Below are 22,269 nucleotides of genomic sequence, written 5' to 3'. Positions count from 1 at the left end.
GTCATTCGCCGGTGAATGCGAGGCGCTTGGCCGTGTGTGACATGCCTTCGAAGATGGCGCCGGCCAGCGCCGGTGGGAAGTCGGCCGGCAGTTGTGCCTGCACGCTGCGCAGCACCTCGGGCACTTGCCCGGCGAGCTCTTCGCACAGTGCGCGCGCATCGCCCAGGCCCGCCAGCTTCGCCACGCCGTCCCAGTGCCGCGCCTGGATATCGGCCAGGCCCCAGTGCGCGCTCTTGCTGCGCAATGCCATCGCGAGCCTGGCTTTCTGCGGCGCGATGAGCGCGGCGCCGTGGCCGATCACGGGCCAGGCCGACAGCACGTCGTAGAAGGGGGTGAGCCGGTAGCCGCCGCCGCGCTCCAGGAAGATCGAGAAGTTCTTGGCGTGGCCGTCGGTCGCGGCGAGCAGCCAGAACACCATCTGCGCCTTGACGAAAGCGAGCTTGTCGGCCGCCGCGTGGCTGCTCGCATCGAGCACGCGCAGGATCTCGCGCATGCCCGGGCCGCCATCGGTCTCGTACTTCTGTGAACCCGCCACCCCGAGCGCCTGGCAGAAATCTTCCTGCGGCAGGCGGGCGATCCATTCGGTGTCGGTGCCCGCGTTCTGCAGCGCGCGATCGAAGCGCTCGACCACCAGCACCTTGCGTTCGCCGAAAGTGGTGATGTCGCAGCGCGCGGTCGGCAGGCCGAAGGCCGACAAGATACGCGAGCACAGCCATTCGTTCTCGACCGACGAATGCATGTCGGCCTGCATGTTGCCGACCAGGCCGAGCGGCAATTTGAAGATGTGGGTGGTGGGCGTGGCGCCCTGCGGGCGGAACCATCGGGCATCGCGTTGCAGCAGCGCGGTCTTTTCCTGCGCGCCGGCGATCGAGATGCGGAAGTCTCCGTCGTCTCGCTGGCCGAGCACACGGCCGGTCGAGAGCGACGCGTTGATCGCGCGCTCCACGCCTGCGTCGTCCAGCGCCTCCGCCTCGATGCGGTCGAAGCCGGTCGGCAGCATGCCTGGCTGCAGCAGTTGCACGGCACCGACGCATTCGCGGCCGATAGCGCCGAGCAGGTCGAAGGCGTCGGCGCTCTGCGTCGCGAACTTGCCCTGCAGGCGCTTGCGGATCGGATCGCTGTCGGGCAGCAGATTGTCGAAATAGTTCTGCACCACCGCGCCGCGCAAGGGCGCATTGCCGGGCGTGATCGGCAGCGACAGCGAGAGCCGGCGCACGGCCGGCGAGGCGGTCCATTCATCGCTGTACTGGAAGCGGTGCTCGCCCTCGCGAACGCTCCATTCCCCCACCGTCTGGCCATTGATCCAGACCACCAGCGGATGTGGGTGCCGCGGGCCGCGACCGCGTTTGGAGCGGCTCACCATGATGTGGTGTCCTTGGCGGCGGTCGGCGCGTCGCCGGAGGGCAGGGCTTCGAGCACGAGACGATAGCCCATGAGAGCGACCAGACGCGAAATCTGGTCGAAGCTGGTGACACCAGGCGCCGCCTCGATGCGCGCGACGCGCTTTTGGTTCACGCCCAGCTGTTCACCGAGTTCGGCCTGCGTCATCTGGCGAGATCGCCGCAGCGCTTTCAGTACAGCGCTGAGCTGCTGGCTCGTTTCAAGCGGGTATCGCATGCGATTTACTACCTTGGAGTGGTTGTGAGAATTTACTATCGAAAAATAGTAAAGTCAATCGACTATCCGGAAGTAGTAAACCTGCCAGCGCGCGCTCGCACTTCGCTGGACAATGGCAGCCTAGAAAGAGAAAGACCTCCATGCAATTCGCTTCCCGCCTCGACAACGTCGAAACCTCCGCCATCCGCGAACTCTTCAAACTGCTTGGCACGCCCGGCATCATCAGCTTTGCCGGGGGCTTCCCGGACAGCGCGATGTTCGACGTCGAGGGCCTGAAGGAAGCCAGCGCCAAGGCACTGAACGAGGAGCCCGGCGGCGCCTTGCAGTACGGCGCGACCGAAGGCTACGAGCCGCTGCGCACGCAACTGTCGGCCTTCATGAAGACCAAGGGCGTGGACGTCGCGCCGAATGGGCTGATCGTCACCACCGGCAGCCAGCAGGCGCTCGACCTGCTCGGCAAGACCATGATCTCGCCCGGCGACAAGGTCATCGTCGAAGGCCCGACCTTCCTCGCGACCATCCAGTGCTTCCGCCTGTACGGTGCCGAACTCATCAGCGCGCCGGTCGACGCCGACGGCGTGAAGACCGACGAACTGGAAAAGCTCATCGCCGAGCACCAGCCCAAGTTCGTCTACCTCATCCCCACCTTCGGCAACCCGAGCGGCGCGATGCTCAGCCTCGAGCGCCGCAAGAAGGTGCTGGCGATGGCGGTGAAGTACCAGACGCTGATCGTGGAAGACGACCCCTACGGCGACCTGTACTTTGGCGAGGCGCCCCCGCCATCGATCCTGTCGCTGAGCCAGGCCGTGCCCGGCAGCCGCGAGCTCATCGCGCACTGCGGCAGCCTGAGCAAGGTGCTTAGCCCCGGCCTGCGCATCGGCTGGATGATCGCGCCGGCCGAGCTGCTGGCCAAGGCGACGATGTGCAAGCAGTTCAGCGACGCCCACACCAGCACCTTCGCGCAGGCGACCGCGGCGCAGTACCTCAAGAGTGGCCGCATGCCCGCGACGCTGGCCAACGTGCGCAAGGTCTACGGCGAACGCGCGAAGGCGATGGGCGCGGCCCTGAAGCGCGAACTGGGCGATGCCATCGAGTTCACGCAGCCCAACGGCGGCCTGTTCTTCTGGGCGCGCCTCACCGGTGCGAACGGCAAGATCGCCGATGCCAACGTGCTGGCCAAGAAGGCGATCGAGCAGCTCGTGGCCTTCGTGCCGGGTGCGCCGTTCTTCGCCAGCAACCCGGATGTCTCGACGCTGCGCCTGAGCTTCGCGACGGCGAACGTCGAGAAGATCGAGGAGGGCATCGCCCGCCTCGGCAAGGCGCTCTGACGTTCAGGGCGAGCGGTGCAGCCGGGGCGCGGACAACAGCGCCAGGTTCTCCGCGATCGCCGCATCGACCTGGCGGTACTTCCCGCTGAGGCGCGACAGGGTCATGATGGTCTGAAGGGCCTTCAGGTCCTTCACGCTTGGCGCCACCTTGATCTGCGCGATGGCGGCTGCCGTGTTGCCGCCATTCACCAGCGCCATTACCTTGCCTGCCCAGTCGTTCGCTCGCGCCATTGTGTTCACCCGTTGTCCGTCGAAGCGTCGACTGTACACACGCAGTTAGGATCACCCATGAGAAAAACATTTCAGCTGCGGCCCGAGGGCAAGCACCCGGACCGCCACCTCGAAGCGGTCAAGCACGAGATCCGCAAGTACATCCAGCGCGAGAAGCGCCGCGACCTGCCCAAGGACATGGACTACTGGGCCTTCGACTGCCGCTTCGGCGCAGACGCGGATTCGGCCCAGGCCATTCATGTCGCGGAGATCACCGCGTCGATCGACGCGGTGGTGAAGGCGGAGGGCACCCAGTTCTACATCGAGATCCTCGCCAGGGCCGCCAAACGCGGGCCGCGCGGGGAGCGCAAGGTGGTCGACCCGTCCTCCGACGGCCCGGCCGACGGCGAAGCGGACGCCGAGGACTGACCCGCCTCGATCAGCGAAGCGCCTGCGTCAACTGCAGGCCGTAGCGCGCCTCTGCCGTCGCGAGCGAGGCGGCGATCGACGGGTGCAGCCGTACGCCGTCCTTCTCCTGCGCCGTGCGGCGCTTCAACCCGCCTTCACCGGGCAACCGCACGGGCTTGCCGGCATCGACGGGCTGGTTGTCGCGGCAGCGTTCAGCCACGTGGTCCATCTGGCGCATGAAGGCGTCCTTGCCGCCGAAGGCCTGCAGGTCGTGCAGCGTGATGTGCACCGTCGCGCCCCAGCCCTCTGGCGGATCGGCCCGGCCGTGTCCGGCCAGCCCGGCGGTCAAGGTCTCGACCAGCAGCGCCATCCCGTAGCCCTTGTGGCCGTGGCTCAGTCCGCCGACGGGCAGCAGCGTGCCGGGTGGCTGGTCGAACAGGGTTTGCGGGTCGTTCGTCGGCCGGCCTTGCGCATCGATCAACCAGTCCTGCGCGAAGCGCTCGCCGGCCGCGCGCTTGCGGTTGCTCATGCCGTTGGTGGTGATCGAGGCCGAGATGTCGACCATCACGCCGCCGCCGGTCAGAGGAAAACCCATCGCCAGCGGGTTGGGCGTGAAGACCGCCTGCGTGCCGCCGAAGGGCGCGACGCTCGCGGTGTTGGGGTCGGAGCAGGCCAGCAGCATCAGCAGGTCTTCGTCGAGCGCGCGCAGCATGTACGCGGCCAGGCAGGCGATGTGGTGGCTGCGCCGGATGACCAGCGAGGCGGTGCCGAGTTCGCGCGCACGCGGAATCATCAGATCGAGGCCCTGGTGCACCAGCCAGGGCCCCGGCAGGCGACGGCCGTCCCACAGCACGGCGGCGGGCCGGTCGGACAGCACCTCGGGTGCCCCCTCGCGCGCCATCCCGCCCGACTCGAGCTCCTTCACATAGCCCGCGAGCAGGGCCAGGCCGTGGGTGTCGTGGCCGAGCAGGTCGCCGTCGACCAGCGTGTCGGCCACGCAGGCGGCCATCGGCGCGGCGAGGCCGGCGCGCTGCAGCAGATCGGCGGCGAAGCGACGCAGCGCGTCGGCGTCGTAGAGGGAAGCGGAGTCGTCGGAAGCGGTCATGCGGGGACGGGATCGGTGATCGGGCGCAGCTTGCGGCGGCGCCAGGCCAGCCAGCCCGAGCCGCCCCACAGCAGCAGGGTGAAGATGGCCAGGCCGGCGGCGATCGGCCGCTCGACGAAGGCGAGCCAGCTGCCGTCGGACTTGATCATCGAGGTGATGAAATTCTCCTCGAGCATCTTGCCCAGCAGCATGCCGAGGATGGCCGGCGCGACCGGGAACCCGTTCTCTTCGAGCACCCAGGCGGCCACGCCGAAGCCCAGCAGGATCCACAGGTCGAACAAAGCGTTGTTGATGGCGAAGGCGCCCACCAGGCAGAACACCAGGATGATCGGCATCAGCACGTTGCGCGGCATGCGCAGGATGCGCGCCGACGCCTTGATGCAGGCCCAGCCCAGCGGCAGCATCAGCAGGTTGGCCAGGATGAACACGATGAACACCGCGTAGACGTTCTGCGGGTTGTTCATGAAGATCATCGGGCCGGGGTTCATGTTCTTCATGTAGAGCACGCCGATCACGATGGCGGTGATCGAGTCGCCCGGAATGCCGAACACCAGCGCCGGCACCCAGGCACCGGCCAGCGCGCTGTTGTTGGCGGCGCCGGCCTCCACCAGGCCTTCGGGGTGGCCGGTGCCGAATTTCTCGGGCTCCTTCGACAGCTTCTTGCTCATCGCGAAGGACATCCAGGCCGCGATGTCGGCGCCCGCGCCGGGCAGGATGCCGACCGCCGTGCCCAGCACGCTGCCGCGCAACGTCTGCTTCGGGTACTTGCGCATCAGCCCGCCCATGCCCTTGAACACCGAGCCGATCTGCGCCTTGAACTCGGCCACCTTCGACGTGTCGAGCGTGAAGCGGATCAGTTCGGAGATGGCGAACATGCCGATCATCGCGGGGATGAGGCTCAGGCCGCTCAGCAGGTCGGGGCTGTTGAAGGTGAAGCGCGGATGGCCCGCCGGGTTCTCCAGCCCGACGCTGCCGAGCAGCAGGCCCAGGCACAGCGTGATCAGCCCCTTGAGCGGCGTGTCGCTGGTGATGAACACCGCGCAACTCAGGCCCAGCAGCACGAGCCAGAAGTACTCGAAGGAGCTGAACTTGATCGCGACCTCGGCCAGGGCCGGCGCGGCGACGATCAGGACCACCGTGCCGAACAGCCCACCGATGCACGAGAACACCAGGCCGATGCCCAGCGCGGTCTCGCCCTGGCCCTTGCGCGTCATCGCGTACGACTCGTCGGTGTAGGCGGCCGAGGCCGGGGTGCCCGGAATGCGCAGCAGCGCGCCCGGGATGTCGCCCGCGAAGATCGCCATGGCCGTGGCCGTGACGATCGCCGCGACGGCGGGCACGGGCGGCAGGAAGAAGGTGATCGGCACCAGCAGCGCGGTCGCCATGGTGGCCGTGAGGCCGGGCACGGCGCCCACGAACATGCCGAAGATGCCCGAGAGCAGCATGACGACGAGCACGGTCGGCGTGGCGACCATCTGCAGGGCGAGGAGGACGGCGTCCATCAGGAATCTTTCACCAGGCGAAGCGTTGCAGCAGGCCCCAGGGCAGCGGCACCTTCAGGAGCTTGTAGAAACAGGTGTGGATCACCAGCGTGGCGGCGATGGCCACGGCCACGGCGAGCAGCGGCCGCACCCCGCAGGCCCACTGCAGTGCCACCAGCACCACCAGGCTGCACACGATGAAGCCCAGCGTCTCGGACAGCAGGATGTAGAACACCATGCTGCCGACGGTGATGGCGAAGGCCGCCAGGTGTCGCGGCGAGCGCAGGCCCTCGCTCAGAACGAGCCAGGGCTGCTTCGTGCGCAGCCCCTGCCAGGCCAGCACGGCCGATGCCGCGCCGAGGCCGATGGCGATCAGCCCCGGGAACAACGCCGGCCCGTACTGCTGGCCGGCCGCGGGTGGAAAACCCTGGATGTGCCAGAGCACGGCCAGGGACAGCAGCAGCAGAACGCCGCCGATCAGGCTGTCGTGGATGCGCATCGGGGCGACGCGCTCACTTGGCGATGCCGACGGCCTTCATGGCCGCGGCGGACGCGGCGTCCTTCTCGGCCATGAACTTGCCGAAGTCGCCGCGGTCGGCGTAGAGTGCACCGAAGCCGCGCTGCGCGAGAAAGTCCTGGTAGCCCTTGCCGTCGTAGATCTTCTTGAGGGCCGCCGCCAGCTTGTCGGTCATGTCCTTGGGCAGGCCCTTGGGCGCGGCGATGCCGCGCCAGGCGCCGATGTTCCACAGCGAGCCGTCCGCCGCCTTGTAGAGCGGGACCTTCGGGAAGATGCCGTCAGGCTTGGAGCCCATCAGCACCAGCGCGTTGACCTTGCCGGCCTCGATCAGCGCGCGCGCCTCGGGCAGCGAGCACGACACCACGTCGACCCCGCCCGCCAGCAGGTCCTGCAGCCCGGGCGCGGCGCCCTGGCTCGGGACCCACGCGATCGCGTTGCCCGGCAGCTTGTTGTCGACCAGCCATTGCGCCAAGCCCAGGTGCCAGATGCCGCCCTGGCCGGTACCGCTGGCCTTGAGCTTGCCGGGGTTCGCCTTGGCGGCCGCGAGCAGGTCCTGCGCCGACTTGATGGGCGAATCGGCCCGCACCATCACGGCGTTGGCATCGAAGTTCATCAAGGCCAGCGGCGTGTAGTCCTCGCCGAAGAGCTTGGTTAGGCCCGCGTGCCGCATCATGCCGATCTCCACCGTCAGGATGCCGATGGTGTAGCCGTCGGGCGGGGCCGAAGCGATGGCCTGGTGGCCGACCACGCCGCTGCCGCCGGTTCGGTTCACCACGTTGATCGGCTGCTTGAGTTCCTGCTCGAGTTCGGCCGCGATGATGCGCGCCACCGCGTCGGTGCCCCCGCCCGCGCCCCAGGGCACGATCAGCGTGATGGGGCGCTCGGGGTAGGCCGCGAAGGCCAGGCCGGGGAGGGTGGCTGCGACCGCGGCCGCAGCCAGGACGCTCAGGGATTGACGGCGCTTCATGGTGTCTCCTGCTCGGTGGATCGAAATGTCCTGCCGCATTCTTCGATGCGGCAAGGCATTCCAACATCCGGGAGAGCTGACCGGCACCTGAACAACCCTAGGTGCGGTGCGCGCCGTTTTCCCTTAGGAGGAAACCGGTTTCGTCGCGGCGCTCAGCGAAGCACCTCGAGCAGGCGGTCGAGGCCGCCGTCGTTGATCGCCACCATGGCCTGTTCGCGCACCGTGGGCTTGGCGTGAAATGCGACGGACAGGCCGACCTCGCCCATCATCGGCAGATCGTTGGCGCCGTCGCCGACGGCGATGCATTCCTGCGGCGACACGCCCAGCAGCGAGGCCACCTCCAGCAGCGTGCGGCGCTTCTCGGCGCCGTCGCAGATGTCGCCCCAGCTCTGCTGCACCACGCGGCCGGTGAGTTGGCCATCGGCCTCGTCGAGCAGGTTCGAGCGCGCGAAGTCGATGCCCAGCCGGTCCTTCACACGGTTCGCGAAGAAGGTGAAGCCACCGGACACCAGCAGCACCTTGAGGCCGGCCGCCTTGCACGTCGCGACCAGTTCGCTCGCGCCCGGGTTGAGCTGCAGCCGCTCGTCGTAGACCTGCTGCAGCGCCGACACCGGCACGCCCTGAAGCAGCGCCACGCGGCGGCGCAGGCTTTCCTTGAAGTCCTTGATCTCGCCGCGCATCGTCGCTTCGGTGATGGCCGCGACCTCGGCCTTCTTGCCGACGGCGTCGGCGATCTCGTCGATGCACTCGATGTTGATCAGCGTCGAATCCATGTCGAAGGCGATCAGCTTGAAGTCGGCGAGCGCGAGCGGCGGCGTGAAGCGCTGCACCACGAGGCCGGGCGCGAATTCGGTGGAGCTCATACGGGGGCGGGTTCCTGGTGGGTCTTGGGTTGGCCGAGGCTGCGCAGCACGTCGCGCACCATCTGGGCGCGGTCCTTCGGCTCTTTCAGTTCGCGCTCGATGCGCAGCTTCTCGTTGCCGGCCAGCTTGATGTGCTTGTTCTTCTGGATCAGCTGGATGATCGCCATCGAATCGACCGGCGGATCCTTCTTGAAGGTGATGTTGATCACGCCCGGCGCCGCATCGACCTTCACCACGCCGTAGGGCCGGGCCAGCACGCGCAGGCGGTGCACGTCGATCAGCGTCTGCGCCTGGGGCGGCAGCTTGCCGAAGCGGTCGACGATCTCTTCGAGCAGCGTGTCGATCTGGTCCGGCGTCTTGGCCGTCGCGAGCTTCTTGTAGAACGACAGGCGCAGGTGCACGTCGCCACAGTAGTCGTCGGGCAGCAGGGCGGGCGCGTGCAGGTTGATCTCGGTCGTGACCGACAGCGGCGCCAGCAGGTCGGGCTCGTGGCCGGCCTTGAGCGCGCGCACGGCCTCGCCCAGCATCTCGTTGTAGAGCTGGAAGCCGATCTCCATCATGTTGCCGCTCTGGTTCTCGCCGAGCACCTCGCCGGTGCCGCGGATCTCCAGGTCATGCATCGCGAGGTAGAAGCCGGAGCCCAGTTCCTCCATCTGCTGGATCGCCTCCAGCCGCTGCGAGGCATGCTTGGTCAGGCCCTCGATGTCCGGCACCATGAGGTAGGCATAGGCCTGGTGGTGCGAGCGCCCGACGCGGCCGCGCAGCTGGTGCAGCTGCGCCAGGCCGAACTTGTCGGCGCGGCTCATCACGATGGTGTTGGCGGTCGGCACGTCGATGCCGGTCTCGATGATGGTCGAGCACAGGAGGATGTTGTAGCGCTGCGCCACGAAGTCGCGCATCACGCGCTCCAGCTCGCGTTCCGGCATCTGGCCGTGGGCTACGGCGATGCGCGCCTCGGGCAGGATCTCTTCCAGCTTCTGGCGCCGGTTCTCGATGGTCTCGACCTCGTTGTGCAGGAAGTAGACCTGCCCGCCGCGCTTCAATTCGCGCAGCACGGCTTCGCGGATCACGCCGTTGCCCTCGGTGCGCACGAAGGTCTTGATGGCGAGGCGCCGCTGCGGCGCGGTGGCGATCACGCTCAGGTCGCGCAGGCCTTCGAGCGCCATGCCCAGCGTGCGCGGAATCGGCGTGGCTGTCAGCGTGAGCACGTCGACCTCGGCGCGCATCGCCTTCATCGCCTCCTTGTGGCGCACGCCGAAGCGGTGTTCCTCGTCGATGATGAGCAGGCCGAGGTTCTTGAACTTCACCGATTCGGAGAGCAGCTTGTGCGTGCCGACGACGATGTCGACGCTGCCGTCGGCCAGGCCCTTGGCCGCGGCGGTGATCTCCTTCGCGGAGCGGAAGCGGCTCATCTCCGCCACCTTCACCGGCCACTTGCTGAAGCGGTCGACCAGCGTCTGGTAGTGCTGCTCGGCCAGCAGCGTGGTCGGCGCCAGGAAGGCGACCTGCTTGCCGCCGGTGATGGCGATGAAGGCGGCGCGCAGCGCGACCTCGGTCTTGCCGAAGCCGACGTCGCCGCAGACCAGGCGGTCCATCGGCTGCGGCGAGATCATGTCCTGGATTACCGCGTGGATGGCGGCCTTCTGGTCGGCCGTTTCCTGGAAGCCGAAGTCGTTGGCGAACACCTCGTAGTCGGCCGCCGAATAGCGGAAGGCGTGGCCCTCGCGCGCGGCGCGGCGGGCGTAGATGTTGAGCAGCTCGGCGGCGGAATCGCGGATCTGTTCGGCGGCCTTGCGCTTGGCCTTGTCCCACTGGCCGGAGCCCAGCTTGTGCAGCGGCGCCTCGTCGGCGCTCACGCCGGTGTAGCGGCTGATCATGTGCAGCTGGCTCACCGGCACGTAGAGCGTCGCCTTGTCGGCGTATTCCAGGTGCAGCATCTCCTGCAGCAGCGGGTTGCCGTCGGCGTCCTTGCCCTGGCCGAGGTCCATGTTGATCAGCCCGCGGTAGCGGCCGATGCCGTGCGCCGTGTGCACCACCGGGTCGCCGACGTTGAGCTCGGACAGGTCCTTGATCAGCGCCTCGACGTCGCTGACCTGTTCCTGGCGCTTGTTGCGGCGGCGCGTGGTCGGCGCGGCCGCGAACAGCTCGGTCTCGGTGACGAAGTCGATGTTGCGTTCGCGCCAGGCGAAGCCCGAGGCCAGCGCCGCGGTCGCGATGCCGATCTTCTCGGCGTCGTCGGCCTCGAACTCCGCCAGCGATTCGAAGGCGGGCGGGCTGATGCCGCTGGCACGCAGGAAGTCGAGCAGGCTCTCGCGCCGGCCGTCGCTCTCGGCGATCAGCAGCAGGCGGCTGGGCGTCGCGCGGATGTAGTCCTTGAGCCTGGTGAGCGGGTCTTCGGCGCCCCGCACGACGGCGAAGGGCGGCAGCGTGTCGAACTCGGCATACGGCGCCTCGGTGGCCGCGCCGCGGATCGCGAGCTGCGCGTAGGGCTTGGCGCGGGTGTAGAACTGCTCGCCGTTGAGGAACAGCGATTCGGGTGGCAACGCCGGCCGCTCTGGATCGCCGCGCACCAGGCGGTAGCGCTCGGCGGCGTCCTGCCAGAAATGCTGGAAGGCGGGTTCGAGGTCGCCGTGCAGCACCACGGTCGCGTCGGCGCCCAGGTAGTCGAACACCGTCGCCGTCTCTTCGAAGAACAGCGGCAGGTAGTACTCGATGCCGGCGGTGGCCACGCCGTTGCCCATGTCCTTGTAGATGCGGCTCTTGGTCGGGTCGCCTTCGAGCAGCTCGCGCCAGCGGCTGCGAAAGCGCGCGCGGGCGTCGTCGTCCATCGGGAACTCGCGCCCGGGCAGCAGGCGTACCTCGGGCACGGGGTACAGGCTGCGCTGCGTGTCGGGGTCGAAGGTGCGGATGGTGTCGATCTCGTCGTCGAACAGGTCGACGCGGAAGGGCACCAGCGAGCCCATCGGGAACAGGTCGATCAGCCCGCCGCGCACCGCGTATTCGCCCGGACTCACCACCTGCGTCACATGGCTGTAGCCGGCCAGCGTGAGCTGCGCCTTGAGTTTCGACTCCTCCAGCTTCTGCTTGGTCTTGAAGTGGAAGGTGTAGCCCGCCAGGAAGGCCGGCGGCGCCACGCGATAGAGCGCGGTGGTGGCCGGCACCAGCACCACGTCGGCTTCCTTCTGGCTGATGCGCCAGAGCGTCGCGAGCCGTTCGCTGATCAGGTCCTGGTGCGGTGAGAAGCTGTCGTAGGGCAGCGTCTCCCAGTCGGGGAACAGGGCGCAGCGCAACTCGGGTGCGAAGAAGGCGATCTCGTCGATGAGCCGCTGCGCGTCATTGGCGTCGGCCGTGAAGATGGCGGTAGCGCGGCCGGCCTTCTTCTCGCGTTCGGCCAGCTGGGCGAGCAGCAGCGCGTCGGCCGACAGGGGAGGGCGCGGCAGCGTGAATCGCTTGCCGGCAGTGAGAGCGGGGAGATCCATGAAGTGCTTCGAGAAATGCAGAACACCCCGCGTCGGGTGACGAGGGGTGTTGAGAGACGCCGCAATTCTAGAATGGCAGCCCCTTTCCTGCCTGCCGCGCGCCGCGCGACCTTTCGATGCACGCCTCCCGCTTCTTCGTCCTCATCCCCAGCGCCGGCTCGGGCAGCCGCGCCGGGGGCGACGCGCCCAAGCAGTACCGGCGCATCGCTGGCCAGCCGATGGTCGCGCACACGCTGGAGGCGTTCCGGGCGCTGCCGGGTCGCTTCGCCACCGTGGCCCTGGTGGTGGCGCCGGACGACCGGGCCGTCGAGGCCGCGCTGCCGCGCTTTCCTGGCGCAGGCGAGGCGCTGTTGCGGGTCGGCGGCGCCAGCCGGGCCGCCTCGGTACGCAACGGGCTGGTCGCGCTGCGCGACGCTGGCGCCTCGCCGCACGACTGGGTGCTGGTGCACGACGCTGCGCGCTGTCTGATCACGCCGACGCAGATCGAGTCGCTGCTGGCCGCGTGCGAGCACGACGCCGTCGGTGGCCTGCTGGCGCACCGGCTGGCCGACACGCTGAAGTCGGCATCGCCGGACGGCCGCGTGGCCGTCACCCTGGCACGCGCCGACAAGTGGCTGGCGCAGACGCCGCAGATGTTCCGCATCGGCATCCTGCTCGACGCGCTGGAGAAAATGGGTGATGCCGTCACCGACGAGGCCAGCGCCATCGAATCGCGCGGCCTGGCGCCGCTGCTGGTCGAGGGCAGCGCCCAGAACTTCAAAGTCACCTACGCCGAGGACTTCGCACTGGCCGAGGCCGTGCTGCTCGCGCGTCGCAACCAGGGCACTGCATGACCTCTTTCGATATCCGCGTGGGCGAGGGCTGGGACATCCACCAGCTGGTCGCCGGGCGCAAGCTCGTCCTTGGCGGCATCGAGGTGCCGCACAGCACCGGCCTGCTGGGCCATTCCGATGCCGACGTGCTGCTGCATGCGATCACGGATGCGCTGCTGGGCGCGGCGGGGCTGGGCGACATCGGGCGGCATTTCCCGGACACCGATGCGCAGTTCCGCGGGGCCGACTCCGCCGTGCTGCTGGCCGAGGCGGCGCGGCGCGTGCGCGCGGCCGGCTGGCAGATCGGCAATGTGGACAGCACCGTGATCGCGCAGGCGCCGAAGCTGGCGCCGCACATCCCGGCCATGGTCGCGCGCATCGCCCAGACGCTGGACGTCGCGCTCGACCGGGTCAACGTGAAGGCCAAGACCGCCGAGAAGCTGGGCCCGGTGGGCGAGGGCCGTGCGATGGAAGCGCGCGCCGCGGTGCTGCTGCACCGCTGAAATGAAGCCCACCCCCGATGCGTCTGCGGCGCCTCCCCCTCAAGGGCGCGATACCAGAGGCCCGGCGAAGCCGGTTCCTCGGCATCCCTGGCCTTGGCCGCGCCGGTCGTTCAGCCCTTTTTGCCGGGTGCCGCAGCGGGCTTGGGCGGCATCGCGCGCGGCATCCGGATGTGCGCCGCGAAGCCGCGCCCCGGTGTGCTGGTGAGCGCGAAGGTGCCGCCCATGCGTTCGATGTTTTTCGCCACGATCGACAGGCCGAGCCCGGCGCCTGCCGCGGAGGTGCGTGCCGCATCACCCCGGAAGAACGGCTTGGTCAGCTGCGACAGCGTGGCCGCCGCGACGCCCGCGCCGTGGTCGCGCACCTTGATGAGCACCGCCTCGTCGTGCGCCTGGGCCTGGATCGTCACATCGGCCACGCCGGTCGCGGGGGTCTTGCCGTAGCGACGGGCGTTCTCGACCAGGTTCGAGATCACGCGCTGCAGCTCGACCTCGTCAGCCATCACGCGCAGGTCGTAGGGCACGTCGACCTTGATCTTCATGTCGTCGTACTCCTGCACGGCATAGGTGCAGGCATCGACCACGTCGCGCAGGAGCACGGGCTTGAAGTCCACATGGTCGGGACGTGCGTAGTCGAGGAACTTGTCGATGATCGCGTCGAGTTGCGCGATATCGGCCGCCATGTGGTTGCGGGCGTCTTCGTCGGCCACGCTCATCTCGGTCTCGAGGCGCAGGCGCGCGAGCGGCGTGCGCAGGTCGTGCGAGATGCCGGCCAGCATGATGGCGCGGTCCTGCTCGATCTTCGCCAGCTGGTCGGCCATGCGGTTGAAGCCGATGTTGACCGCGCGGATCTCGTTGGTGCGGGCCCGTTCGTCGAGCCGGTGCGCCTCGTATTCGCCTTCGCGCACCTGCCGGGTGGCGCGCGAGAGCTGCTTGAGCGGCCGGTTGATGAAGCGCGTGATGAGCGCGGCGCCGGCCAGCGACAGCACCATCGCCGTGATCAGCCACACCAGCCAGGTACGCCCCCCCACGCGGCTGAAACGGGTCGGGTCGAGCAGCAGCCAGTAGGTGTCGCTCTCGATCGTGAAGCCGATCCACAGACCGGGCTCGTCGTTGACCCGGCTGGCCACGGTCGTGCCCTCGCCCAGCTGGTCGATGAGCTCCTCGGTCACGCGCTGGTCGAGCGCGCCGCTGGTGTAGGGCGCGAAGCGGTCGTTCGGCTCGCGCGGCAGGATGCGCACGCCCTCCTGGTCGGCCAGGGTCTTGATCAGCGAGACGCGGGTGATCGCGTCGGAGTAGACGAGCGCGGCGCGCGTCAGGTTCACCAGCGAGGCGATCTGGTGCGCCGTCTGGATGGCGCGCGGCTCGTACTCCAGCGCGCGGAAGGTCTGCAGCCAGGCGACCGTGCAGCCGAAGAGCAGCAGCGCCAGCAGGAAGAAGGTGCGCCAGAAAAGGCTGAAGCCGAGCTTCAGCCCGACGCGCCGCTTGGTCTGAGGCGTGCCCTCGAGGGGGCTCGGCATCGTGACCTGCGGGCCATCGTCGGAAAAGGGGGCCGGCTGGGTCGTCCGGGGGCCGGCGGCCTCCGCATGCATGCGGAGCGCTTCAGGCCGTGCCGTCCGGCACGAACACGTAGCCCACGCCCCAGACCGTCTGGATGTAGCGCGGCGCGGCCGCATCGGACTCCACCAGCTTGCGCAGGCGCGAGATCTGCACGTCCAGGCTGCGGTCGAAGGGCTCGAATTCGCGGCCGCGGGCCAGCTGCGCGAGCTTTTCGCGCGACAGCGGCTGGCGCGGGTGGCGCACCAGGGCCTTGAGCATGGCGAACTCACCAGTGGTCAGCGAGAGCTCCTCGCCGTCCTTCTTGAGGGTGCGCGAGCCCAGGTCGAAGGTGAAGGGGCCGAAGCTCACCGTCTCGTTGTCGGTCGACGGCGCCCCGGGTGCCTCGAGCGGCGGACGGCGACGCAGCACCGCGTGGACGCGAGCCAGCAGTTCGCGCGGGTTGAAGGGCTTGCCCAGGTAGTCGTCGGCGCCGACTTCGAGGCCGACGATGCGGTCGACGTCCTCGCCCTTGGCGGTGAGCATGATGATCGGGGTGCGGTCATTGGCAGCGCGCAGGCGCCGGCAGACCGACAGGCCGTCTTCGCCGGGCATCATGAGGTCGAGCACGATCAGGTCGACCGTGTCGCGCAGCAGGATGCGGTTGAGCGCCTTGCCGTCCTCGGCCACGATGACCTCGAAACCTTCCTGGGTCAGGTAGCGGCGGAGCAGGTCGCGGATGCGCGCGTCGTCGTCGACGATGACGACCTTGTCAGTACGTGCGGGAGTCTGATTCATTTCTGCAACGGATATTTGTAACAGGCGCGATTCTGAAGGCGTTGCGTCGCCATTCTTTGGCTTTGCGTGTTTGTCTGACACTAAGTTACACAACTTGCCTGCGTTGGCGGAGCGTTGATTCCGGCTTCAAACGTTGATGGCACAGTGAGGCTGTCACCGCTCCTGGTCCTCCATGAAATCGCCCATTCCCGTCCGTTCGCTGCCCGTTGCGCTGGTGTTTTCCGCCTGTTCGGTGTCGTGGGCTGCGACGGGCTTGGTGCAGGTTGGCGGCGCGACGCGCCACGAAGTGCGCCAGGCGGTGCAGGCGCACCGTGCCGCGCAGCGCGAAGAGGTGCAGCGCGAGGAGGCGTCCGCCGGGCGTCGGCTCACCCCGGCCGAGTTGGCCGAACTGCGCAGCCAGGTCCGGCAGCAGTGGTCGCCGCGCTACGATGCACCGCATGTCAACACGCCATCCCCGGCGGCGGAGGCTTCGCCGCCCGCGGAACCCCAGCCGCCGACACCGATGCGCGCGTTGACGTTGCCGCGCAGTCAGCGGCAGTGACGCCACCCGCCGGCCTGTTCTGGGCCGGCTTTTCACCATCGAAGGGAATGTCTTGAGAACAATGATGAAGTCGATCGCCGCGTGCGCGGCCCTGGTCTGTGCCGGTGTGGCCCTGGCCGACACGCCGCCACCGCAGAACGTGCTGCAGCTGTCGGCCAGCGGCACGGTCGAGGTCCAGCAGGATCTGTTGAGCATGACGCTCAGCACCACCCGCGACGCCCCCGAGGCCGCCACCGTCCAGAGCCAGCTCAAGGCCGCGCTGGACGCCGCATTGGCCGAGGCACGCAAGAGTGCACAGCCGGGGCAGCTCGACGTGCGCACCGGCAACTTCACGCTGTCGCCGCGCTACACCCGCGAAGGCAAGATCAATGGCTGGCAGGGCTCGACCGAGCTCGTGCTGGAAGGGCGCGACTTCCCGCGCATCACGCAGACCGCCAACCGCATCACGACGTTGACGGTCGGCGGCGTCGGCTTCGGGCTGAGCCGCGAGCAGCGCGCACAGGTCGAGACCGAGGCGCAGTCGATCGCCATCGAGAACTTCAAGCAGAAGGCCGGCGAGCTGGCCAAGGGCTTCGGCTTCGCCGGCTACACCCTGCGGGAGGTGTCGGTGAACGCGAACGAGGGCGGCCCGATCCGCCCGCGGATGATGGCGGCGCAGGCCAAGTCCTTCTCCGCCGACGCGCCGGTGCCGGTCGAGGCGGGCAAGACGAGCGTCGTCGTGAACGTGTCGGGCGCGGTGCAGCTCAAGTAGGCTGCGGCGTCGGTTGCGCTCATTGCGCGGTCCAGCCGCCGTCGACCTGCCACGCCACGCCGCGGACCTGATCCGCGGCGGGCGAGCACAGAAAAACAGCCAGCCCGCCCAATTGGTCGACCGTCGTGAACTGCAGCGACGGTTGCTTCTCGCCCAGCAGGTCGGTCTGTGCCTGGGCCAGCGAAATGCCTTCGCGAGCGGCACGGTCATCGATCTGCTTTTGCACCAGCGGTGTCAGGACCCATCCCGGGCAGATGGCGTTGCAGGTGACCCCGGTGGTCGCGAGTTCGAGCGCTGCCGACTTCGTGAAGCCGACGATGCCGTGCTTGGCCGCCACGTAGGCCGACTTCTGCGCCGACGCGACCAGGCCGTGCGCCGACGCGATGTTCACGATGCGGCCCCAGTTCGCCGCGCGCATCGCCGGGATCGCGAGCCGCGTCGTGTGGAAGGCGCTGGTGAGGTTGATGGCGATGATGGCGTCCCAGCGCTCGACTGGAAAATCCTCGACCTTGGCCACATGCTGAATGCCGGCGTTGTTCACCAGGACATCGACGCGCCCGAAACGCGACGCCGCGAACTTCATCATGTCCTCGATCTGCGTTGGCTGGCTCATGTCGGCACCGTGGTACGCCACCTCCACGCCAAGTGCAGCGATCTCCTGTTGCGGCGCCTCGGCGTCGCCGAAGCCGTTGAGCACGACGTTGGCGCCTTGCTGGGCCAGCGCCCTGGCGATGGCCAGGCCGATGCCACTGGTGGACCCCGTCACGAGGGCGGTCTTGCCTTTGAGCATGATGTCAATCTCCGGATGAATTAGGATGCAGCGAGACCATTATCCGCAGCCATCAGTCCCTGTTTCTGTCCCGTTCATGACCGAGCCCACTCTCTTCTTCGTCGATTGCGCGGATGCGCAAGGAGGGCATCGAATGGGCTGCTGGCAGTGGGGCAATGCGCACAGCGCGAACCTCGTGCTGTGCGTGCACGGGCTCACGCGGCAGGGCCGCGATTTCGATGTGCTCGCGCAGGCGATCGTCGCGCGTGCGGGCGGGGACGTGCGCGTCGTCTGCCCCGATGTCGTCGGCCGTGGCGAGAGCGACTGGCTGGTCGACCCGCAGGGTTACCAGGTGCCGCTCTACGCCGCCGACATGCTGGCCCTGCTCGCGCAGCTGCAGGCCGATCGCGCCATCGCGCAGTTCGACTATGTCGGTACCAGCATGGGCGGGCTCATCGGGCTGGTGCTCGCGGGCAACGCGACGCTCGCCTTGCCGGCACCGATCCGTCGCCTGGTGATCAACGACGTCGGTCCGACGATCGATGCGGCCGCCTTGCAGCGCATCGGCCTGTACCTCGGCAATGTCGGGCGCTTCGCCACGCTGCAGGAGGCCGCCGACGCCATGTGGACGATCTCGCAGAGCTTCGGTCCGCACACGCCGGACGAATGGCTGGCGCTGTCGCGCGCCATGGTCGTTCCGGCGAGCCGGCGGACGGCCGACGGCGCGGCCAAGCGAGCGGGCGATGCCACCGACGCGCCGTTCGTCCTTCATTACGACCCTGCGATCGCCGTACCCTTCCAAGCCATCACGCCGGAGGCCGCAGCGCAGGGCGAAGCGGCGCTGTGGTCGCTCTACGATGCGATCCAGGCCGAGACGCTGCTGACGCGCGGCGCGCAATCCGATCTGCTGTCGCACGACACCGCACTGGCCATGACGCAGCGCGGCCCGAAGGCCCGGCTGGTCGAGTTCGCCGGCGTCGGCCATGCGCCCACCTTCGTGAAGCCCGACCAGGTCGCGGCCGTCACCTCTTTTCTGTTCGACTGAGTGAAACGCGATTCCTCCAATCTCCCGGCACGCATCGCGGCCGATGCCGTGGTCGACTACCCCCTGTCGGCCGCGACGGCGGAGCGCAGCCCGATCATGGAGAACATGCTGGCGCGCGCGCGGGCCTTCGCCGAGCCGCTGATCGCGGACGAAACGCTCGACACCGGCGAGAACACCCTGGCGCATGCCGATGCCGTGGCCGCCATCGTGGCCCACATGGGCGGCTCCGAAGCCATGCAGGCGGCCAGCTACCTGGTCTATTCCTGCCAGCACCTGAACCGTCCGCAGGAAGTCATCGCCAAGGTCTTCGGCGACAACTTCGCGGCGTTGGCGGTGGAGACCACCAAGCTCGTGCAGGTGCAGGCGCAGGCGCGTGGCGCCGCGTTGGGCGCCCATGGCGCCGACGGCAGCGGCGCGCAGACCGAGAACGTGCGCAAGATGCTGCTCGCGTTCTCGCGCGACCTGCGCGTGGTGATGCTCCGGCTGGCCTCACGGCTGCAGACCTTGCGCCATGCGGCCGCCATCAAGAAGCCGGTGCCCGAGAGCGTCGCGCGCGAATCGCTGCAGGTCTTCGCGCCCCTAGCCAACCGGCTGGGCATCTGGCAGGTCAAGTGGGAGATCGAGGACCTGTCCTTTCGCTTCCTCGAGCCCGAGACGTACAAGCTCATCGCCCAGCTGCTCGACGAGAAGCGCGTGGAGCGCGAAGGCTACATCGAGCAGTTGCGCACGCAGCTCGAAGAAGAGCTGAAAGGGCAGGGCATCGCGGCCACCGTGCAGGGCCGGCCGAAGAACATCTACAGCATCGTGAAGAAGATGCGGGGCAAGTCGCTCGACTTCGCGCAGGTCTTCGACATCCTGGCGCTGCGCGTCGTCGTGCCGGACGTGAAGGACTGCTACGCCGCGCTGGCCTGGGTGCATTCGCACTTCGAGCCGATCGACGAGGAGTTCGACGACTACATCGCGCGGCCTAAGCCCAACGGCTACCAGTCGCTGCACACGGTGGTGCGCAAGGTGGTGGATGGCAAGGCCGGCAAGCCCATCGAGATCCAGATCCGTACGGAGGAGATGCACGACCACGCCGAGCATGGCGTGGCCGCGCACTGGGCCTACAAGGAGGCCGGGCCGAAGGGCTATGCCGGCGTGTGGTCCAGCGGCGAGTACGACGCGAAGATCGCGGTGCTGCGCCAGCTGCTCGCCTGGGAACGCGACCTGTCGGATGGCCAGCAGGGCCAGGGCCTGTTCGACGACCGCATCTATGTGCTGACGCCGGACGCTGCGATCGTCGAGTTGCCGCAGGGCGCGACCGCGGTCGACTTCGCCTACACCGTGCACACCAGCCTGGGCCATCGCTGCCGGGGCGCGCGCATCGACGGCACCATGGTGCCGCTGAACACGCCGCTGCAGAACGGCCAGACGGTCGAGATCATCGCGGCGAAGGAGGGCGGGCCGTCGCGCGACTGGCTCAACGCCGAACTGGGCTACCTCGCCAGCCATCGCGCGCGTGCCAAGGTGCGCGCGTGGTTCAACGCGCAGATCACGCACGAGACCATCGCCAAGGGGCGCGAGGCCGTCGAGAAGCTGCTGCAGCGCGAAGGCAAGACCTCGACGCGGCTGGAGGATCTCGCATCGCAGCTCGGTTTCAAATCGGCCGACCATCTGTTCGAAGTCGTTGGCAAGGACGAGTTCTCGCTGCGCAACATCGAGACCTTGCTACGCCCACCCGAGCCTGCGCCAGGACCCGACGACGGCGTGCTGTTGAAGAAGTCGCGCGCCAGCGACAAGGCCGGCAAGGGCGGCGTGCTGGTTGTGGGCGTGTCGTCGTTGATGACGCAGTTGGCCAAGTGCTGCCGACCGGCGCCACCGGACGCCATCGGCGGCTTCGTCACGCGCGGCCACGGCGTGAGCGTGCACCGCAGCGATTGCAGCAACTTCCGCACGATGGCCGGGCACAACCCCGAGCGCGTGATCGACGTCGAGTGGGGCCGGCCGAAAGTGGAGGAAGGCTCGCTCTACGCGGTCGACGTGGCTGTGGAAGCGGCTGACCGGCAGGGCCTGCTGCGCGATATCTCGGACGTGTTCGCGCGCGAGAAGATGAACGTCATCGGCGTGCAGACGCAGTCGATCAAGGGCACGGCGTGGATGACATTCACCGTCGAGATCCCCAACACCGCGCGGCTCTCGCAGGTGTTGAAGGTGGTGTCTGCGGTGCCTGGTGTGAGATCTTCACGTCGCCGTTGAAAAAGCGCGTTTTTGGGTGCTATACTCGTAGGCTTCTCGGACACATCCTTAGGCGCGTAGCTCAGCTGGTTAGAGCACCACCTTGACATGGTGGGGGTCGTTGGTTCGAGTCCAATCGCGCCTACCAATTTTCGATCCATGACCCGGCCAACCACCGGGCTCACATCGAACCGAGACCTCGGGTTTTGCTTGAGGTCTATCCCCTTCGAATGAATGGCATGAACCGTACCGAATGTGGTACCTTGAACGCCATTCCCGACCTCCACGTGTTCCGATGAGTTCCGCCCCCGTGACCGATCCCGCGCAAGAAGAACTGCGTGTGGCTGCTTTGTTGCGGCATGCGCCGCTCGAGTTCGCACGGGTCGTCTACGGACTCAACGATCAGGCCAATGGCCGCGCCGCGACGATGGCGGCCGAGGATGTCGCACGCACCGTGCGCCAGGGCACGCCGGTGACGCGCGAACGCGCGGAGCAGCGGGCGCGAGCCTACCTGCCCAGCGCCGGGCACGAGCACTGCCCGCGGTGCTGGGTCTTCAACGGCATCAAGAGCCCGCTGCACTACCGCGAACAAAGCGAGGAACGCCCCGAGTCCGCGCTCTGCAAGGTGTGCGGCGCGGAGTACGTCACCGCACTTTGAGGCAGGCACGCCGGTCAGGGTTAACCTTGGCGCGGTGCAGCAAAAGCGCTCCCTAGAATCGTTCGCGCGCCATCGGCGTGAACACGTGAAGGAGTCCTCAGTGCAGAGCAAGAAGTCCGGTACCAAGCCGGTGCAGCGCGTGATCAAGAAGTACCCGAACCGACGGCTCTACGACACGGACACTTCCACCTACATCACGCTCGCCGAGGTCAAGAAACTCGTGATGCAGAGTGCGCCCTTCGTGGTGCGCGACGCCAAGACCGGCGACGACCTGACCCGCAGCATCCTGCTGCAGATCATTCTGGAAGAAGAGGCGGGCGGCGCCCCGATGTTCACCGAGCCGGTGCTCGCCAGCATCATTCGCTTCTATGGCCAGGCCATGCAGGGCTACATGGGGCCGTACCTGGAAAAGAACATCCAGGCGATGACCGAGGTGCAGGCCCAGTTGGCCGAGAAGGCCGAGGAGCTGACGCCCGAGATGTGGGCGCGCTTCATGACCGTCCAATCGCCGATGCTGCACGGGCTGATGGGCAACTACGTCGAGCAGTCCAAGAGCATGTTCGTGCAGATGCAGGAGCAGATGCAGAAGAACACCGAGCAGGTCTTGGGCGCTTTTGGCATCAAGCGCCCCTGAAAAGCCGAAATGCAACGCTGCTTGGCCCCGTGG

The 22,269-nt window shown here is 67.9% G+C and carries 22 protein-coding genes and 1 tRNA gene; 11 read left to right on the top strand and 12 right to left on the bottom strand.

Translation table 11 applies throughout. From position 1 onward, the window contains the following. Position 1: 1 nt before the first annotated feature. Both QTH86_RS05195 and QTH86_RS05190 read right to left on the bottom strand, forming a co-directional pair. On the bottom strand, positions 2 to 1,363 hold the full coding sequence (locus tag QTH86_RS05195; RefSeq protein WP_286645730.1) for a type II toxin-antitoxin system HipA family toxin: 1,362 nt from the start codon (positions 1,361 to 1,363) through the stop codon (positions 2 to 4). Next, on the bottom strand, positions 1,357 to 1,617 hold the full coding sequence (locus QTH86_RS05190) for a helix-turn-helix domain-containing protein (RefSeq protein WP_286645731.1): 261 nt from the start codon (positions 1,615 to 1,617) through the stop codon (positions 1,357 to 1,359). Before QTH86_RS05190 ends, QTH86_RS05195 begins: the two co-directional genes overlap by 7 nt. A gap of 140 nt (positions 1,618 to 1,757) precedes the next feature. On the opposite strand from QTH86_RS05190, the gene QTH86_RS05185 reads away from it, so the two are divergent. Then, on the top strand, positions 1,758 to 2,945 hold the full coding sequence (locus QTH86_RS05185; RefSeq protein WP_286645732.1) for an aminotransferase-like domain-containing protein: 1,188 nt from the start codon (positions 1,758 to 1,760) through the stop codon (positions 2,943 to 2,945). Between the two features lie 3 nt (positions 2,946 to 2,948). Here QTH86_RS05185 and QTH86_RS05180 read toward each other — a convergent pair whose 3' ends face one another. Next, positions 2,949 to 3,176 (bottom strand): hypothetical protein, encoded by a 228-nt coding sequence (locus QTH86_RS05180; RefSeq protein ID WP_286645733.1) that lies wholly within the window; start codon positions 3,174 to 3,176, stop codon positions 2,949 to 2,951. A 57-nt stretch (positions 3,177 to 3,233) separates the two neighbouring features. On the opposite strand from QTH86_RS05180, the gene QTH86_RS05175 reads away from it, so the two are divergent. Beyond that, the gene (locus QTH86_RS05175) at positions 3,234 to 3,584 is read left to right on the top strand and encodes a DUF6172 family protein (RefSeq protein WP_286645734.1); all 351 of its coding nucleotides are present in this window, start codon (positions 3,234 to 3,236) and stop codon (positions 3,582 to 3,584) included. Positions 3,585 to 3,594: 10 nt separating this feature from the next. Here the strand turns inward: QTH86_RS05175 and QTH86_RS05170 are convergent, their stop codons facing one another. From QTH86_RS05170 to mfd, 6 genes are all read right to left on the bottom strand, one after another. Further along, on the bottom strand, positions 3,595 to 4,668 hold the full coding sequence (locus QTH86_RS05170; RefSeq protein ID WP_286645735.1) for an Ldh family oxidoreductase: 1,074 nt from the start codon (positions 4,666 to 4,668) through the stop codon (positions 3,595 to 3,597). Further along, the gene (locus QTH86_RS05165) at positions 4,665 to 6,170 is read right to left on the bottom strand and encodes a tripartite tricarboxylate transporter permease (protein WP_286645736.1); all 1,506 of its coding nucleotides are present in this window, start codon (positions 6,168 to 6,170) and stop codon (positions 4,665 to 4,667) included. Before QTH86_RS05165 ends, QTH86_RS05170 begins: the two co-directional genes overlap by 4 nt. 10 nt (positions 6,171 to 6,180) lie before the next feature. After that, complete coding sequence (locus QTH86_RS05160; RefSeq protein ID WP_286645737.1) at positions 6,181 to 6,648, bottom strand: tripartite tricarboxylate transporter TctB family protein; 468 nt, start codon at positions 6,646 to 6,648, stop codon at positions 6,181 to 6,183. Between the two features lie 13 nt (positions 6,649 to 6,661). Next, positions 6,662 to 7,633 (bottom strand): tripartite tricarboxylate transporter substrate binding protein, encoded by a 972-nt coding sequence (locus tag QTH86_RS05155; protein ID WP_286645738.1) that lies wholly within the window; start codon positions 7,631 to 7,633, stop codon positions 6,662 to 6,664. 152 nt (positions 7,634 to 7,785) lie between these two features. After that, a complete protein-coding gene (gene serB, locus QTH86_RS05150; RefSeq protein ID WP_286645739.1) occupies positions 7,786 to 8,496 on the bottom strand; it encodes a phosphoserine phosphatase SerB in 711 nt (236 codons plus the stop codon). Further along, positions 8,493 to 11,975: a transcription-repair coupling factor gene (gene mfd / locus QTH86_RS05145; protein WP_286645740.1), complete on the bottom strand. Its 3,483-nt coding sequence runs from the start codon at positions 11,973 to 11,975 to the stop codon at positions 8,493 to 8,495. Before mfd ends, serB begins: the two co-directional genes overlap by 4 nt. 116 nt (positions 11,976 to 12,091) lie before the next feature. Between mfd and ispD the strand changes: the two genes are divergently transcribed. Both ispD and ispF read left to right on the top strand, forming a co-directional pair. After that, the gene (ispD, locus tag QTH86_RS05140; RefSeq protein ID WP_286645741.1) at positions 12,092 to 12,808 is read left to right on the top strand and encodes a 2-C-methyl-D-erythritol 4-phosphate cytidylyltransferase; all 717 of its coding nucleotides are present in this window, start codon (positions 12,092 to 12,094) and stop codon (positions 12,806 to 12,808) included. After that, complete coding sequence (gene ispF, locus QTH86_RS05135) at positions 12,805 to 13,290, top strand: 2-C-methyl-D-erythritol 2,4-cyclodiphosphate synthase (RefSeq protein WP_286645742.1); 486 nt, start codon at positions 12,805 to 12,807, stop codon at positions 13,288 to 13,290. Before ispD ends, ispF begins: the two co-directional genes overlap by 4 nt. A 110-nt stretch (positions 13,291 to 13,400) precedes the next feature. Here ispF and QTH86_RS05130 read toward each other — a convergent pair whose 3' ends face one another. Together QTH86_RS05130 and ompR are read right to left on the bottom strand one after the other, a co-directional pair. After that, on the bottom strand, positions 13,401 to 14,807 hold the full coding sequence (locus QTH86_RS05130; RefSeq protein WP_286645743.1) for a sensor histidine kinase family protein: 1,407 nt from the start codon (positions 14,805 to 14,807) through the stop codon (positions 13,401 to 13,403). Positions 14,808 to 14,889: 82 nt separating this feature from the next. Continuing rightward, complete coding sequence (gene ompR, locus QTH86_RS05125; protein ID WP_262075457.1) at positions 14,890 to 15,621, bottom strand: osmolarity response regulator transcription factor OmpR; 732 nt, start codon at positions 15,619 to 15,621, stop codon at positions 14,890 to 14,892. 172 nt (positions 15,622 to 15,793) lie between these two features. Between ompR and QTH86_RS05120 the strand changes: the two genes are divergently transcribed. After that, positions 15,794 to 16,162 (top strand): hypothetical protein, encoded by a 369-nt coding sequence (locus QTH86_RS05120; RefSeq protein WP_286645744.1) that lies wholly within the window; start codon positions 15,794 to 15,796, stop codon positions 16,160 to 16,162. Positions 16,163 to 16,226: 64 nt separating this feature from the next. Then, the gene (locus QTH86_RS05115; RefSeq protein ID WP_286645745.1) at positions 16,227 to 16,913 is read left to right on the top strand and encodes an SIMPL domain-containing protein; all 687 of its coding nucleotides are present in this window, start codon (positions 16,227 to 16,229) and stop codon (positions 16,911 to 16,913) included. Between the two features lie 19 nt (positions 16,914 to 16,932). On the opposite strand, the gene QTH86_RS05110 is transcribed toward QTH86_RS05115, so the two are convergent. Further along, on the bottom strand, positions 16,933 to 17,703 hold the full coding sequence (locus tag QTH86_RS05110; protein ID WP_286645746.1) for a 3-hydroxybutyrate dehydrogenase: 771 nt from the start codon (positions 17,701 to 17,703) through the stop codon (positions 16,933 to 16,935). A gap of 76 nt (positions 17,704 to 17,779) precedes the next feature. Here QTH86_RS05110 and QTH86_RS05105 point away from each other — a divergent pair, with 76 nt between their 5' ends. The 5 genes from QTH86_RS05105 to phaR all read left to right on the top strand — a co-directional run bounded on the left by QTH86_RS05105 (position 17,780) and on the right by phaR (position 22,236). Further along, positions 17,780 to 18,727, top strand: coding sequence for an alpha/beta fold hydrolase (locus tag QTH86_RS05105; protein WP_286645747.1), 948 nt, complete (start codon positions 17,780 to 17,782; stop codon positions 18,725 to 18,727). A gap of 96 nt (positions 18,728 to 18,823) precedes the next feature. Beyond that, positions 18,824 to 20,965: a RelA/SpoT family protein gene (locus QTH86_RS05100; protein ID WP_286646761.1), complete on the top strand. Its 2,142-nt coding sequence runs from the start codon at positions 18,824 to 18,826 to the stop codon at positions 20,963 to 20,965. 50 nt (positions 20,966 to 21,015) lie between these two features. Beyond that, positions 21,016 to 21,092: transfer RNA gene (locus tag QTH86_RS05095), tRNA-Val, on the top strand. A 147-nt stretch (positions 21,093 to 21,239) separates the two neighbouring features. Continuing rightward, the gene (locus QTH86_RS05090; protein ID WP_286645748.1) at positions 21,240 to 21,602 is read left to right on the top strand and encodes a hypothetical protein; all 363 of its coding nucleotides are present in this window, start codon (positions 21,240 to 21,242) and stop codon (positions 21,600 to 21,602) included. 85 nt (positions 21,603 to 21,687) lie between these two features. Then, positions 21,688 to 22,236 (top strand): polyhydroxyalkanoate synthesis repressor PhaR, encoded by a 549-nt coding sequence (gene phaR / locus QTH86_RS05085; RefSeq protein ID WP_286645749.1) that lies wholly within the window; start codon positions 21,688 to 21,690, stop codon positions 22,234 to 22,236. The last annotated feature ends 33 nt before the right edge of the window (positions 22,237 to 22,269 follow it).

Source organism: Variovorax sp. J2L1-78 (assembly GCF_030317205.1).
In the GTDB taxonomy this organism is placed as follows: Bacteria; Pseudomonadota; Gammaproteobacteria; order Burkholderiales; family Burkholderiaceae_C; genus Variovorax; species Variovorax arabinosiphilus.
The sequence above is the reverse complement of the archived record's forward strand: the minus strand, read 5'-3'. Positions and strand labels throughout refer to the sequence as shown.

Excerpts from the sequence above, each read along its gene's own strand:
- QTH86_RS05110 (WP_286645746.1), bottom strand. The coding sequence starts at position 17,703 with ATGCTCAAAGGCAAGACCGCCCTCGTGACGGGGTCCACCAGTGGCATC.
- QTH86_RS05165 (WP_286645736.1), bottom strand. The coding sequence starts at position 6,170 with ATGGACGCCGTCCTCCTCGCCCTGCAGATGGTCGCCACGCCGACCGTG.
- ispD (WP_286645741.1), top strand. The coding sequence starts at position 12,092 with ATGCACGCCTCCCGCTTCTTCGTCCTCATCCCCAGCGCCGGCTCGGGC.
- QTH86_RS05115 (WP_286645745.1), top strand. The coding sequence starts at position 16,227 with ATGAAGTCGATCGCCGCGTGCGCGGCCCTGGTCTGTGCCGGTGTGGCC.
- mfd (WP_286645740.1), bottom strand. The coding sequence starts at position 11,975 with ATGGATCTCCCCGCTCTCACTGCCGGCAAGCGATTCACGCTGCCGCGC.
- QTH86_RS05175 (WP_286645734.1), top strand. The coding sequence starts at position 3,234 with ATGAGAAAAACATTTCAGCTGCGGCCCGAGGGCAAGCACCCGGACCGC.
- QTH86_RS05180 (WP_286645733.1), bottom strand. The coding sequence starts at position 3,176 with ATGGCGCGAGCGAACGACTGGGCAGGCAAGGTAATGGCGCTGGTGAAT.
- QTH86_RS05130 (WP_286645743.1), bottom strand. The coding sequence starts at position 14,807 with ATGCCGAGCCCCCTCGAGGGCACGCCTCAGACCAAGCGGCGCGTCGGG.
- QTH86_RS05170 (WP_286645735.1), bottom strand. The coding sequence starts at position 4,668 with ATGACCGCTTCCGACGACTCCGCTTCCCTCTACGACGCCGACGCGCTG.
- QTH86_RS05105 (WP_286645747.1), top strand. The coding sequence starts at position 17,780 with ATGACCGAGCCCACTCTCTTCTTCGTCGATTGCGCGGATGCGCAAGGA.
- ompR (WP_262075457.1), bottom strand. The coding sequence starts at position 15,621 with ATGAATCAGACTCCCGCACGTACTGACAAGGTCGTCATCGTCGACGAC.
- QTH86_RS05195 (WP_286645730.1), bottom strand. The coding sequence starts at position 1,363 with ATGGTGAGCCGCTCCAAACGCGGTCGCGGCCCGCGGCACCCACATCCG.
- QTH86_RS05190 (WP_286645731.1), bottom strand. The coding sequence starts at position 1,617 with ATGCGATACCCGCTTGAAACGAGCCAGCAGCTCAGCGCTGTACTGAAA.
- QTH86_RS05120 (WP_286645744.1), top strand. The coding sequence starts at position 15,794 with ATGAAATCGCCCATTCCCGTCCGTTCGCTGCCCGTTGCGCTGGTGTTT.
- serB (WP_286645739.1), bottom strand. The coding sequence starts at position 8,496 with ATGAGCTCCACCGAATTCGCGCCCGGCCTCGTGGTGCAGCGCTTCACG.
- QTH86_RS05090 (WP_286645748.1), top strand. The coding sequence starts at position 21,240 with ATGAGTTCCGCCCCCGTGACCGATCCCGCGCAAGAAGAACTGCGTGTG.
- QTH86_RS05100 (WP_286646761.1), top strand. The coding sequence starts at position 18,824 with ATGGAGAACATGCTGGCGCGCGCGCGGGCCTTCGCCGAGCCGCTGATC.
- QTH86_RS05185 (WP_286645732.1), top strand. The coding sequence starts at position 1,758 with ATGCAATTCGCTTCCCGCCTCGACAACGTCGAAACCTCCGCCATCCGC.
- QTH86_RS05155 (WP_286645738.1), bottom strand. The coding sequence starts at position 7,633 with ATGAAGCGCCGTCAATCCCTGAGCGTCCTGGCTGCGGCCGCGGTCGCA.
- ispF (WP_286645742.1), top strand. The coding sequence starts at position 12,805 with ATGACCTCTTTCGATATCCGCGTGGGCGAGGGCTGGGACATCCACCAG.
- QTH86_RS05160 (WP_286645737.1), bottom strand. The coding sequence starts at position 6,648 with ATGCGCATCCACGACAGCCTGATCGGCGGCGTTCTGCTGCTGCTGTCC.